Origin of the sequence: Gardnerella sp. KA01000 (genome assembly GCF_049244035.1) — a bacterium.
GTDB lineage: Bacteria > Actinomycetota > Actinomycetes > Actinomycetales > Bifidobacteriaceae > Bifidobacterium > Bifidobacterium leopoldii.
Map to the genome: position 1 here is coordinate 656985 of NZ_CP058367.1, position 14030 is coordinate 671014.

A 14030-nucleotide genomic window follows, 5' to 3' on the forward strand; every position below is an offset into this window, starting at 1 on the left:
AGTGCGAGCACAGTTAAGAGAGGGAATTATGGCATTTTGTGAAAATTGTGGAAATAAACTAGAGCAGAATAGTAAGTTTTGTGATTCATGTGGCAATGTTGTTGCAAATTATTCGGACGTTGCGAATGAAAATTATAATGTGCCACCTGTAAAAGAAACTTATACTCAGCCTGGGTATATTGCAAAAAGTAGTAGCGAGAAATCTTTTGCTAAATCAAAGCAATTTAAACTACTGATTGCTTCAATTGTTACTGTAGTACTTGTTATTGCTGCTGCGGTTGCGTTTATGGTATTTTATTTACCTTCACAAAGTAGTCATACTGTTCTTATTCCTAAAGCTAGTGCATTAAAAAGTGCGCCATTGCAAAAAACTGTAGACGATCTACGTAAGCAGGGTGTGAAAGTTATTATTGTTAAAGAGTTTTCTTCTGTTAAACGTGGTGGTTTTGTTCGTTTTACTAATGTTCGTCCTGGTCAACGTGTGCAAAGTTCATCGCATGTTACTGTTATAGAATCTAAAGGTCCTGGAATTCCTAAAAAGGGAGTAGTAGGTCAACCTCTCGAAAAAGCTAAGAAAATAGCTGAATCTATGGGTGTTCCTGTTGAAACATACAACATTATTTCTACTAATACTGGAAAAGTTATTGCAACTGATCCAATGCCAGGCTTCCCAGTTTCGAGCGGAAGTAGTGATGATGGTGTGATTCGTATTGCTGTTGGAGTTAAAGACAAAGGTATTCCTGCAGACTTGTTCGGCATGGATAAAGACGAAGCAGTAAATAAGTTGCGAGATTTAGGATTGAAAGATGTTTCATTGCACCCGCATTTCTCGTCAGAAAAGAATCTTGGTAAGATCATTTCTTCTAAGCCTGCTTTAGGTACAAAGTTTTCAGGTGGGCATGTTGACTTGTACTACGGTGTTGACGCTTCTGAAACCAAAAATGTGATGACAGAAAATGATCCTTATGACAAAACTATTATGTATGCGACTAATGCGTCTCCTGTTATTGGCACTTGGTGTACTAATGATGGCGACTGTATTGAGCTTCAGAAACATGATTATCCTAAAGATAATCCGGACTATATGTTTTTGCAGCTTCCTACCGATCCTAAGTATCCTGATGATTCTCATTTCTATGAGTATTTAACTTTTGGTAATGGTGCTCATGAGATTGGCGGATTGGTATTTTATAAGGATAATAATAAAAACAAAGACAGTCAGATGAAGAATCATTTGATTGTTGGAGATACTGGCGCCTTTGAACTTTATCGTGGAATGGGATTGCCATATTGTGGTGAAACAGCTAATGACAATATTGGCAATATGTGTGTTAATGGTAAGTGGGTTGACGCGTTTGAACCTCCTGAAGACATTAAACAATATGGAAGCCCTGATAAAATTCCTGGCTATTGGAAAGACTCTTCGTTTAGAATGCGCGACTTCTTCCTTGTAGTTCCAGTTCATGCAAATCTTAATAAGATTGAATCTTCTGGCTATTTTGAAGGAAAAGGCAATAAAAAGCCAGATACTACAAGACCGTTTATTTTACGCAGAAATCCGAAACTGTATTCTAAAACAACTGTTGATGCTGAGCCTTACAAAGGTGCAATAGAAGATAACCCGTTCGTGCCAACAGTTAAGCACAAGGCTGTTCCATTTAAGCCTGCTCCAGACGATAGTGTTGCATACTACTTGGTTGAAAAGCCTTTCGACTGGAGTAAGCTTCCTGAACGTGACTAAAGGTTTTAAATAAATCGAAAGTAGATATGTTGTCTATGAAAAAGAATAGTGATTTTCTGTATTATTGCGTATCGACTGTTGTGCTTATATGCTGGCTTACTGCTTGCGTTGTGTATACTCTTTTTGCTGCAGATACCTTACAAAACAGCGGCTTTTCGTTGAAAAGTATTACCAGCAATAGCATAATAAGCACAATCACAAAACCGCATACTCGCAGTACTGACGATATTCTTTCTCAAGCTGGTAAAGAATACAAAAAGGTGCTTGAAACTTCATCGTATGTTTCAAATAAATTCCCGCAGGATTTCGAATATTATTATGATTTGTGGGATATTGATAACGATAATATTCCAGAAATGATTGTTATTGCTACAAATGAATATAATAATAACTCTAACAAGTGTATTCATGTATTTTCATTTAAGAATGGCAAGTTAGTTAAATATCCAGAAATTATAGATAATGCGCATGATGAAAATGAGAATTCAGGTACAATATATTTTGATCCGCACCATAAAGGAATTGTAATTCTGCGTGCTATTGAAAAAAATTCGCCTAATGTTTTCCCGTGGATTAAAACAATCTATAAGCTGAATGAAGGCAACTTTACCAATACTAGGTCTATTGTTTATCACCCATTAGATAAAGATAATACATACGATCCAGTTCCTGGAACTGGTGAGATAAGTAAATTATTACATCCAACTTTTGTGTCAGTTGATGATTTTACTGATATTAATATGATGATTAATGCTAAAAACTTGACTCAAGCTCAGCGTAAGCATAATAAGCTTGTTCAACTTTGGCGCGAGAAAGGTTATCAAGTATTTACTGGAACTGTAAAAATATTAAATGTTGATGAAGCATATGATTTTCCTGGAACTACACCAAATAATACTGGTAATAAAGACAATGTTCTGGAAGAAAATAAAGATAATATTTATACGGTATTAGTATTCGATAGAAAGATGTCTGTTGGAGGATTTTGTAATGGTACAGATTGTGGAGTAATGCAAACGCGCAATGATCTTAATAATATTTTGGTTACGATGAAGATCTCTAAATCAAATGAAAGCAATAGGTTTGAAAAATATAATAACAAAAAAATTACTATTGCTGCTCAATATGGGGATGATGGATCAAATTGGCTGGAACTTCCAGCAGGTCAGTCAACAGTTAGTGGCGTACAAATCATTGACGAATAGCAAGCTACTATAAAATTAAGCTCCATGAATGTTGAATTGCCTCAGCAGTTTTGCAATCATGGAGCATTTTTATTTACGAATTATCGCAAAAATATAAAAATATTAAGAGAGAGTTTTATTCACGCACAAGCATAATGTGGTCAACGCTGTCTAATGGAGATACGCGGAACAAAACAAAACGATTGCCAATTACTTGCACGACTTCGGCGCCGAGCTTTTGAGCAAGTGCATCAGCAGCTTCTTTAGCGCTTAATCCGGAACCATCTTGCACAGAGCACTTCATGAGCTCGTGGTACTGCATGGTTTCGTCTGCTTGCTTCACAGCTGCATCAGTAATATCGTTCTTGCCAACGTATAAAAGTGGGCTAAGCGTATTAGCGAGCGCGCGGAGCTGCTTAATCTGCTTTTTTGTCAATGCCATAAGGCGTCCTTTCAAATGCAAGTTTTATAACGCAAATATTACATAAATTACATAGTGCTTAACGGATTATACAGTATATTGCGAATTGTTGCATGTGATAATACAAATTTATTTACTGTGCATTGTGTATTTATTACGCGCGCTGCAAAAGTGTGAAATATTTTCAAAATTTTATTACAAAGGTAGCATTTTGCACACAATAATCGCGCTTACAACACCAAGAGTAACTACTGATAGCAGCACATCTTTTATACGCATTTTCCATGAGTGCAAGTGAGTTCTTTCAGCTCCAGGCGTGTAACAGCGTGCATCTAATGCGAGCGCAAGAGTGTCAGCATGGCGAATTACTCCTGCAAAACCTGGCACTATTAAAGCTGTTATAGCGTGTACTCGTTGCTTAAAAGAACCATCTCGAATGCTACTTCCTCGAGCGATTTGCGCTAGTGCCACAGAGTGCGCTTCTGCACTGAGTGTTGGTAAGAACCGTAGCGCTAGGCTCATAATAAGTGCTATTTCTTGCGTTGGTATTCCAATATGTCGAAGTGGTGATAGTAATCGTGTGCAAGATTCGTTAAGCGTTGTCTGACTCATTGTTAGTACTAGAATTGCTCCAATGATAATAACAAGCGAGAATCGTGTTGCAAAAAGTATTGCGTAATTAATTCCATCAGTTGTAATAGGAATAGTTGCAATATTTGCTAGCACTGTGCCGGTTCGCACTGCCAGAATGTTAAGTAATCCGGAGAAAACAAATACCGCAATAATCATGTGCAGTGAAGCAATAAGCTTAACAAATGGTATTTTTGCAGCAACAGTTAGAGTAAATGTTACAAAAGCAAGAATAGCTAACTGTATGTAGTTAGTAATACTAAAAGCACTTAGCATAAGAATAAAGCATGATAGCAGCGTCGCGCGTGGGTCAAAAGATTTAAGTAGCGAAGTTGTTTTTGCTTTTGCGGAACTTTCTTTGTTTTTGTTATTTTCAGTATTTTTTGCTGTGTTGCTTGCTTTATTATTTGCTTTTAATGTTACTAATCTTGCGCCTAAATCTTCTGCTTCTTGAAGATTATGCGTAATAAGTATTATGGTTACGCCTTGATTGTGTAGCGTTCCAAGAATTTCTCGAATACGTAACGCAGCTTCAAAATCTAATCCAGCTGTTGGCTCATCCAGTACGAGCACGCGTGGCTTGCAAGCTAAAATGCCAGCTATTGCAACAAGACGCTGCTGACCTCCAGAAAGCGCAAAAGGTGATTTTTCAGCCAAATTCTCAAGGCTCAATAAGCGTAGGGTTTCATCCACACGTTCTTTAAGAGCATTGCCTTTCAGCCCAAAATTTTTTGGTCCATAAGCGACATCGTTCCGTACTGTATCAGCAAAAAGCTGTTGTTCTGGCAGTTGCATAACGTAGCCAATTGTTTGATGTAGTTTTTGTCGTATTATTTTAGATGTTTTACCTCTAACAGATATGCCATGTACTGTTATGTTTCCTGAATTGGCTTTTAACAGTCCACACATTGTTTTAGCAAGAGTTGATTTACCGCAGCCGTTTTCGCCCATTATTGCAACTGTTTCGCCACTTTTAACAGTGAGTGAATAATCGTCAATAACAGCTGGAGAAGTTTTATCATATTGAACAGTTAGTCCGGAAATTTCTACAGCGATATCTGACTCATTTTCTTTGAATCTGCTATCTGTTAAGTTTTTGTTCTTGCTAATTTTAGTTAAATGATTATTAGCCAACTCAATATTAGAAAGGTAAGTTTTTAAACCATTAAAGCTTACTTCTTTCAGTATGCCATTTTCTAGTAGAAGTATGCGATTTGCCCGTTTGCATTCCTCAAAATTGTGTGTAATTTGAACAATAGTAGTGCCATTTTTATGCAAATTATCGAATAAAGCATCAACGTCTTTGCGAGCGAACGAGTCGAGCATAGAAGTAGGTTCGTCAAGAACAAGCAGTTTAGAATTCATAGCAATAGCGCTTGCTAAAGCTACTCGTTGCTGCTGTCCGCCGCTCATAGTGCTAGGGTCAGCGTAACGCTTATCTTCCATGTGAACAGTTTTTAAAGCTTCACTGATACTCTTATACATTGTTTTTCGAGAGAATTGCAAATTTTCTAGTCCGAAAGCAACATCTTCTTCAGTAATTGTTGTAATAATCTGGTCTTCAGGACTTTGGAAAAGTGCGCCAATATATTTTCGTGCATTTTTATATGATTCAGCACAAGCAGTAGTATTTTCAAAAACTTTTTCACCGCATAATGTAACGTAACCGCTATCTGGTGCCGTTAAACCTGCAATAATTTTTGCCAAGGTTGACTTACCAGAACCGTTTAATCCCACAATTGCCACGCGCTCGCCAGCATTAATTGTAAGACTTAAATTATTAAGCGTCCAAGTTTTTCCATCATCGTAGCTAAAGCAAATATTTCGCAACACTACTTGCGCATTGTTTTCAATCATGTGCTTTTTAGCTTCGTTCATGCTACTACTTGTGCTGATATTATGCATAATTATGCCGCTTAGAATTATTATTTATTTTCGTGTAGCAGGTTGGAAATTGGTTTGTAAATAAGCATAGTTACTACAACGTGAAGTGCAAGTTTAATAATATTAAACGGTAGCAGTGCTGGAATAATAAGAGCCACAACCTGTGAAACAGTCATGTGAGCATAAAGTGGCGTAATAACAAGATTTCCAGCTATTGCAAGAGCAATAGCAATAATTGATCCTGCCAAAAGTCCGATTATTGCGCCTTTTCTGGTATGCATTTTTTTGTAAATTAATGCCGCTGTGACGCTAGCTCCTAAAGATACTAGCACTGCCATAACTGTGCCTAGTGGATTGGTAAATAAGTGCGGTGCGAAACCTAGTATGCTTACTATTGCTGCAGCTGCAGGACCATATGCGAATCCTGCAACTAGGCATACTATTCCTGAAGGATCATATTTTAAATACGACAAGTCTGGAATAAGTGGAAATTCTATGAAACTTACAGCCATTGAAAGTGCCACGAATAGAGCGTATTTTGCTATTTTTTCGCTAGACCAGTTAGAGTTCTTTGCATAAGTTTGGTGATTATTTGTATTAGAAATGCCCATGATGGGTCTCCGTTTCTTTCATCCGGACTGTAACCGTTGGCTTCGGAATTTAACCGAATCAGCAGCTTGTAAGCCGCTCGCGGGCTTCAAAAACGCATGAAACACGTATTTTGTTACCGCCAGTAAGGATTTTCACCTTCCCTGAAACTAACTATTCTTTTGTATCTCATGCTAAGAACATTGTTGTGATAATTGTGTGGCGAGGGTAGGTGCGAGAATACAAGTATGAGCAATACGAGTGCATCAAAAAAAATTAGTACTAATAACGCAACTAGCATTGATAAATTAGCTATTGTTGTTGTCACTTATAAGCGTCAAGAGCTTTTGGAGAATTTATTCCATTCGTTTGAATGTTTAAAAGAATGCCCTTGGCGTATTGTCGTTGTTGACAATGAGTGCAGTGACAAAACTGGCGAAATGGTTGCTCGTCTTGAAGCTTCTTTAACTAATCGTTGGGGTAAAGCTCAAAAAGATTGTGAAGGCAATGAACTTCATGTTGTGTATGCTCCTCAAGATGAAAATCTTGGTGGTGCTGGCGGTTTTAGTGCTGGTGTTAAAAAAGCTTATGAACTTGGAGCTAAGTGGTTCTGGGTTATGGATGACGATGTTGAAACAGTGCCTGAATCTATTGAGCGTCTTGCTCCTTGGACTAAGCGTCACGCTGTTGTTCAAGGAAGTCGTTTAGATTATGACGGTGGTAAATTCTACTGGCAGTACGATTTTTTGGTTCCGCTTGGTATTCCAAATCCTATTGCGCCTGCTGCTTTTGGCAGAGCTGGATACAAAGTTATGAATACGATGTGTTTTGAGGGCGGTTTGATTCGTCGAGATATAGTTGAAAAAATCGGCTTCCCGGATTCGCGCTACTTTATTTACTGGGATGATACTACTTACGGGTATCTTGCGAGTAAGGTTACGAATCCTATTGTTGTTCCGGATATTATTCTTCGTCGCACTCGTGATATTCCTAATTGGGATATTGCAGGAGTGCGTCAGCTAAATTCAACATCGGACATGAATCGTTATCATATTATGCGAAATAGAGGCTTTATGGCTCGCTACTTTATGGTTCATGGCGATTTTCGTCCGTTTATGTTTGCGCTTGGAACTGCTTTAACAGCTGCTAAAGAGCTTATTCGTTTGATAGCTGTCGATCGTGAGCATATTATTTCGGGTATTGGTAAATTGTTTACCGGTTGGATTGATTCTCGAAAAATTTTGCACGATCAAGACTGGAAACCTATGCCTTCGTTGAAGTAGAAGTTAGTAAACAGTAAGCGTGTCGTATCAAATATACGATAGAATACTGGTAATTGTCCATACAGCACACATTCAGAGGGGAGTGTTAGTGAAATGATTGACACTGCACAAGCATTTGGCGTCGATATTGGTGGATCCGGTATTAAGGCTGCTCCAGTAAATTTGGAAAAGGGAGAGTTCGCAGAACCTCGATACAAAATTCTCACTCCTACGGTTTCTACGCCTCAAGCAGTTGCAGATATTGTTCGTCAGCAGCTTGAACATTTTGAAGTACCTGCAGATGTTCCTGTTGGAATTGCATTCCCTGCTCCAATTAAGCCTGGTAAGAAGCTCGATTTTATGGCAAATCTTGACCAGTCTTGGATTGGTGTTGATGTTACTGAAGTCTTTAGCGAGGCTTGTGGTCGTCCTGTAACAGTAGTTAACGATGCCGATGCTGCTGGTTTAGCTGAGCAGCGTTTTGGTGCGGCGAAAGACAAGGATGGCTTGGTTATTGCTACTACTCTTGGCACTGGTATCGGCACGGCTTTGATTTACAACGGTGTGCTTATTCCAAACACTGAGCTTGGTCATATTCAGCTTGAAAAAGGTAAGGGCGATGCTGAAAAGTACGCTGCTTCTTCTGTTCGTGAAAAGTTGGATATGGGCTATAAGAAGTGGGCTAAGCGTTTGACTAAGTACTACGGCCTGATGGAAAAGTATTTCAACCCAGATTTGTTTGTTGTCGGTGGCGGTGTTAGCCGCGTAAGCGAAAAGTTCTTGCCGCATATCGATATTAAAACTCCTATTGTTGTTGCAACATTGCATAATGAGGCTGGAATTATTGGTGCAGCTTACTATGCAATGCAAAAGATGCAGCAAAACTAAAAAATAACTAAATATTATTTGTTATCTATTGAGCTGGGTGAGCAGTTTATGCTGCAGCCCAGCTTTTGTTATGCCAAGTGTTAGGGTAGTTTCGTGCGATTTTCTTCTAGAATAGATGTGAGTGAGCCAAATCCTATTATTTTAGCTCAGCGAAAAGCTATTGTTAATGGTGTAAAGCTTACTAAATTAAACGATTCCAATCCAACGTCTCACGGCTTAGCGCCTAAATGTTTAAGTGGACGTTACACGGCAGACCCTAGGGGTCCTAAGGAAATTCGCGATATTCTTTCAAACTTTATCAATAAGCGAGATAACCGCACTGAAAAGTCTGTTCCATCAAAGCTTAATCCAGATCAGCTTTATGTGCTTTCTTCAACTTCTCAAGCTTACGCATGGCTTATGATGCTTTTATGTGATGCAGGGGATGCCGTTATGGGACCAACTCCTGGATATCCTCTTATAGAGTCTATTGCGCGCTTGCAATGCGTGAATGCAATACCGTATCCTTTGCACTATGATGGTTCTTGGACTATTGATATTGCGCGTGTTAGAGAACTTTTAGAAGATGTGTCTTTGCGTATTAAAGCTCTTGTGCTTATTAATCCAAATAATCCTACAGGCTCATATGTCAAGCCTGAAGAACGTGGAATACTATTGCAATTATGTCGTGATAATGGTGTTGCGATTATTGCAGACGAAGTATTTTATGAATATTCGCTTGAACCTTTTGCTGGAAATGCTCGTCTTGCTGGAGAATCTTCTACTTTAGTTTTTGCGCTTGATGGATTCTCCAAAATGCTTGCTGCTCCTCACGCAAAAGTTGGTTGGATTGAAGTTTCAGGTCCTAAAGATGATGTTTATGAAGCACAAAAAAGGCTTGACGTTATAGCGGATGATTTTTTGCCTATTGGTAATACTGTTTCTGAGCGAATACCAGAATTATTGCAATATGCATCTTCTCAAAACGTTATTGTACGAAATCGTATTATTAATAATCTGCATACGCTTCGAGAAACGTTGGCATCTACACCTAAATGCTGTGTTAGCGCGCTGCGTGCGGAGGGCGGATGGAATATTTTATTGCGTGTACCATCTTGCATTGACGATGATGTATTAGCTTTGAGATTGATGAAAGATTATAATTTAGTTTCTCAACCTGGATATTATTTCGATATGCCAGTTAATGGGTATTTAGCATTGTCATTATTGCCAGAGCCGCAGCAGTTTATTAGCGGATTGCATGCGCTTCTTCGAACTGTAGATGCATTGTTAGAAGAATAGTAATTATATAAATAATTATTTAAAACAATGTCATCCAACTTCTAAACGCGAACCATAAGTTTGGGTTAAAACGAAGCGTGCTGTCTTCACGTCCTGTAACAAACCAACTGAGTACAGCGATAGCAATAGAAGCAAATAGCAATACTGCTACAAGTAAGCGTATTGTGTAAGCAATAGTTTTTTTATGTAAAGAATTTTCTGATTGCAAAGTGGATGCATATTCTAAAAGCAAGCTAATTCCAATTGCGGCAGCTATAGCAAAAGACCACGCAAAATCAGCAATATATCTCCATCCGATACCAGCTTTTAAGCTGTCAAAAACAATAAGAACAAGCCCAACTATTATAGCTATTACGCTTGTTTGCCAAGCAATATGCGTGCGGCAGCGTTTTTTCATAATAAATACGCATATTATGCCAACTAATGCCAATGGTGAAAGTGTAAACATTCCGCCAATCATAGGCTCTGCATATTGCCAACGGTCAAATGCAATAGGCTGAATACCAATCCAAGGAAAAGTTGGAATAAAACGTAAAGGTAGCGCAATATAGCTGAAAATAGACGGCAAAATATTTTGTGACGGCAAACGCATAGTCGTCATGTCAGTAATAGTTATTTGATACTCATTGCCAAAATTTAACGGTGAGCCAAAGCGCAAAAGATTATAAATGCCAAATGGAATTGCAGTAATTACGCATGGCAGTATCCAAGCTGCAAAATATTTAAAAGGCTTATGCCATGAAGAAACTTGTTTCCAGTTGCGCAAAATATTTGGTAAATCTTTTTCTATATGCGAATAAATTGCAGGAAGTGCAAAAAGAACAGCTATAGAAAAAGTAGGTCTACATCCTAAATTTAATGCGATAAAGAAAGAACCTAAAACAATATTTAGCAAAGAGTGTGTTCTATTAAAACCTAGGTAGCACCACAATCCAAGAGATGTGAAGAAAAGTGAGGCTGCCATAGGTACGGAATAAAATGACGTTCTAAACCACAAATACACTGTATTTGAAGTAATGAAGAATAAAGCAAGAACAATGGATGTCGTTCCTAAAGATACTTTTTTTGAAGTCTGCTCAATAATTCGAATAACCAATAGGGAGCCTGCGATAAGAAAACCAATTAAGAATATTATCGTAGCTACTGTTGTTGGAAGCATAGAGCCTTCAGGAGTCCATAGTCTTGAAATAATGCGATAAGGCAAAAATAGCAATATTGCTGGAAGAACTCCGAAGTAGGAATACCAGTGACCTTTGTAGTATGCGTAATCCCAATACATATGTTGTACTGAGTGGTTTAACAAATTATTTCTAGCCGTAGGGTCGTAAGGATTTTGCAAGTGTTCTAACTCATTAGGAACAGGAAGATTTAAATGCACTTGACCTTTTAACAATGCGTCTGCAGTGTGGGCATATTGATCAAAATCATATGCATAATTACCGTTTGTGTAAAAATGCATAGGAGTTGCGTTTCGTAAATTCCAAAAAATAGTTATTAACCCAACAGCAATAAATGGAAGAAGAGAAGCAGCAAAGCAGCAACGTTGAATAAGACTATGAGTGTTGAGTTTAATTTTCCAAAGCTTGGACCAAGGATTCCAAAGCGTAACAAGAAATGCAAAAATAGCAAGTATTAATACGCGACCCCATGACCACCTAAAAGGCACTCGAACGTTTGCTCTTGAGTCTTCAATATTCAATATTGATCCTATTGGATGTTGCAGCCACACTCTAACAATGCAAGATTTTCCTACTGCTTGTTTTGGAAGTTTAAGCAAAGATGGGTTTAGAGAAGCAGTGTTTGTGCTTTGAGGTTTGCTTAAGTATTTGTTTGCTTCAACTAAAACATTGATGTTTGAAATAAGATTATTATTTTTGCTTTTCTTTTTAATAATCGCAGGCTCTAAGCGAATATAAGGCGAACTTCCATCGGATGTTACTTCTAAATATGCTTCTGAAGGATCCGTTATAAGAATGCCGCCGGAAGCTAAGCGTCTAATTCCAGAACCTATATCGTTGTGTGCAGAAATGCTATCTGTGCTTCCTGTAACACTACTCCAAAATGGCAGATTTCCAATAGAACATTCAAATAAGGTTATAAGAATTATTACGATGAATGGTATTCGCAAAAAATGTAGCGTACGTTTTATGCAATGTTTGTCAATTTGATTGCTTATACGACTGTTGTCACTATTTGCCGTATTTGGCAAAGTCTTAGACGCGTACGTTGAAATCACTGCTTAACCATTCTATTGCACAATTCAAGTAATTCAGTTCAACATTTTACTCTTCGGCAACTAAATCGAGATATTCGTCATTCCACAAGTCTTCGTCGCCATCAGGCATGAGTAGCACTCGCTCAGGTTGTAAGGCTTGAACTGCACCCTCATCGTGTGTAACAAGAACAATTGCTCCCTCATACTTTGCAATAGCTTTAAGTATTTCATCTCGAGATGCTGGGTCTAAGTTGTTAGTAGGTTCGTCTAGTAGTAGCACATTGGCCTTGGAAGTGACTAGTGTTGCAAGTGCTAGACGCGTTTTTTCGCCACCTGAAAGCACTCTTGCAGGCTTCATTGCGTCGTCGCCGGAAAACAGGAAGCTGCCAAGCATAGAACGTGCTTGCGTGTCATCCAGGTTTGGTGCAACATGCTGAAGGTTTTCCAAAACTGTAGAATCCAAGTCTAATGTATCGTGTTCCTGTGCAAAATAACCGATTTTGCATCCGTGTCCGTATTGAACTTCACCAGTATCTGCTGTTTCTTCTCCTGCCAAAATGCGTAATGTTGTTGTTTTTCCAGCACCGTTATAGCCTAGAATGACAACGCGTGAACCTTTGTCTATAGCAAGATTAATTCCAGCGAAAACAATATTAGAACCATACGCTTTGGAAATATCTTTTGCCATAATTGGAGTTTTTCCGCATGCAGCTGGTTCTGGAAAACGAATATCTGCAACTTTTTCTTGTTTTTGAGCTTCACTTGTTTCGCTTAATAGGCGTTCAGCTCTTCGCATCATGTTTTGAGCAGCAACTGCTTTTGTAGCTTTAGCATGCAAGCGAATGCCTTGTTTCATAAGGCGTTCAGCTTTCTTTTCTGCAACTTCTCGTTCGCGACGACGTCTTTCTTCGTCTACTACGCGCTGATGCAAGTATGCTTTCCAACCCATTGAGTACATGTCTATTTTTGCAAGTTGCGCATCTAAATGCCATACTTTGTTGACTACTTCGTCTAGTAATTCTGTGGAGTGAGAAATTACTAGGAATCCGCCTTCAAATCGTTTAAGATAATTGCGCAACCATATTATTGAGTCTGCGTCTAAGTGGTTTGTAGGCTCATCGAGAATTAATGTATCTGCGTCAGAAAACAGAATTCTAGCAAGTTCTATGCGGCGACGTTGACCACCTGAAAGTGTTCCTAAAGCTTGTTGCATAACTTCTTGTGGAAGTCCCAAGCTTGTTGCCATCGATATTGCTTCAGATTGCACTGAATAACCGCCTGCTTTTTCAAAATCTTGCATTGCTTTGTCGTAGCGGTTCATAGCTTTAGTCATTATGTCTGGATCTGGATCTGTCATTTCTTTTTCCGCTTTGCGAATACGCGAAACGATAGAAGCAATATCTCGAGCACTCATAATGCGATCTATAACACTTTGCTCTGGGTCTGCTGCGTGCGTGTCTTGAGGTAAGTAGCCTAAACCTCCACTAACTCTAACCGAGCCTCCTGCTGGCAGCATGTCTCCTGTAATAACGCGAGTAAGCGTAGTTTTGCCTGCGCCGTTTCTGCCGACTAAACCGATCTTATCTCCCTTTGTGACGTGAAAATCGGTAGGATTTAACAGCGTTCGCGCACCAATCTGAATGGTTAAAGCTTGTGCGTCAATAGGCATAATGTCTGTTCCGTTCCCCAAAATTTAGGCTGTTAGTATTTATTACTTATAAAAGTCATAACCAAACTCACCATTATACTGCTTACTGGTAACGAATACAGCATGTGGTTGATAGTCAAATACTTTACTTTTTCGAACACTTGTTCTATAATTTTCTTGTTAGTAATAAAATTGGGTATTGGTTGGGAATATTCAAGTGATTATGGGGAAGTGTGGAGGTAATTGTGTCAAAACAGGCGAATGAACAAAATGACTCGTTGCAAGAAT

At 38.7% G+C, this 14030-nt stretch carries 10 protein-coding genes and 1 riboswitch; of the genes, 5 read left to right on the plus strand and 5 right to left on the minus strand.

Annotated features, from left to right (window positions below; all coding sequences use genetic code 11):
* Nucleotides 1-28 precede the first annotated feature (28 nt).
* Both HXT58_RS02420 and HXT58_RS02425 read left to right on the plus strand, forming a co-directional pair.
* Nucleotides 29-1741, plus strand: coding sequence for a PASTA domain-containing protein (locus HXT58_RS02420; RefSeq protein WP_415706167.1), 1713 nt, complete (start codon nucleotides 29-31; stop codon nucleotides 1739-1741).
* A 35-nt stretch (nucleotides 1742-1776) separates the two neighbouring features.
* On the plus strand, nucleotides 1777-2946 hold the full coding sequence (locus HXT58_RS02425) for a hypothetical protein (RefSeq protein WP_421775653.1): 1170 nt from the start codon (nucleotides 1777-1779) through the stop codon (nucleotides 2944-2946).
* 115 nt (nucleotides 2947-3061) lie between these two features.
* Here the strand turns inward: HXT58_RS02425 and HXT58_RS02430 are convergent, their stop codons facing one another.
* The 3 genes from HXT58_RS02430 to HXT58_RS02440 all read right to left on the minus strand — a co-directional run bounded on the left by HXT58_RS02430 (nucleotide 3062) and on the right by HXT58_RS02440 (nucleotide 6471).
* The gene (locus HXT58_RS02430) at nucleotides 3062-3367 is read right to left on the minus strand and encodes a YhbY family RNA-binding protein (protein ID WP_012914205.1); all 306 of its coding nucleotides are present in this window, start codon (nucleotides 3365-3367) and stop codon (nucleotides 3062-3064) included.
* Nucleotides 3368-3541: 174 nt separating this feature from the next.
* Nucleotides 3542-5854 carry an energy-coupling factor transporter ATPase gene (locus HXT58_RS02435; protein ID WP_415696173.1) on the minus strand — a complete coding sequence of 771 codons (2313 nt, stop codon included), beginning with the start codon at nucleotides 5852-5854 and terminating at the stop codon, nucleotides 3542-3544.
* 47 nt (nucleotides 5855-5901) lie between these two features.
* On the minus strand, nucleotides 5902-6471 hold the full coding sequence (locus HXT58_RS02440; protein ID WP_004574293.1) for an ECF transporter S component: 570 nt from the start codon (nucleotides 6469-6471) through the stop codon (nucleotides 5902-5904).
* 6 nt (nucleotides 6472-6477) lie between these two features.
* Nucleotides 6478-6624, minus strand: a riboswitch (FMN riboswitch).
* A gap of 72 nt (nucleotides 6625-6696) precedes the next feature.
* Here HXT58_RS02440 and HXT58_RS02445 point away from each other — a divergent pair.
* The 3 genes from HXT58_RS02445 (at nucleotide 6697) to HXT58_RS02455 (ending at nucleotide 9879) form a co-directional block, all read left to right on the plus strand.
* The gene (locus HXT58_RS02445) at nucleotides 6697-7731 is read left to right on the plus strand and encodes a glycosyltransferase family 2 protein (RefSeq protein WP_116442731.1); all 1035 of its coding nucleotides are present in this window, start codon (nucleotides 6697-6699) and stop codon (nucleotides 7729-7731) included.
* Between the two features lie 93 nt (nucleotides 7732-7824).
* Entirely contained in the window at nucleotides 7825-8598 is a 774-nt protein-coding gene (ppgK, locus tag HXT58_RS02450; RefSeq protein ID WP_004574289.1) for a polyphosphate--glucose phosphotransferase, read from the plus strand.
* A gap of 93 nt (nucleotides 8599-8691) precedes the next feature.
* The gene (locus HXT58_RS02455) at nucleotides 8692-9879 is read left to right on the plus strand and encodes a pyridoxal phosphate-dependent aminotransferase (protein WP_410299650.1); all 1188 of its coding nucleotides are present in this window, start codon (nucleotides 8692-8694) and stop codon (nucleotides 9877-9879) included.
* Nucleotides 9880-9898: 19 nt separating this feature from the next.
* On the opposite strand, the gene HXT58_RS02460 is transcribed toward HXT58_RS02455, so the two are convergent.
* Nucleotides 9899-12115 carry a beta-carotene 15,15'-monooxygenase gene (locus HXT58_RS02460; protein ID WP_117008762.1) on the minus strand — a complete coding sequence of 739 codons (2217 nt, stop codon included), beginning with the start codon at nucleotides 12113-12115 and terminating at the stop codon, nucleotides 9899-9901.
* Nucleotides 12116-12161: 46 nt separating this feature from the next.
* Nucleotides 12162-13763, minus strand: a complete 1602-nt coding sequence (locus HXT58_RS02465) for an ABC-F family ATP-binding cassette domain-containing protein (protein WP_012914200.1) — start codon at nucleotides 13761-13763, stop codon at nucleotides 12162-12164.
* Nucleotides 13764-14030 lie beyond the last annotated feature (267 nt).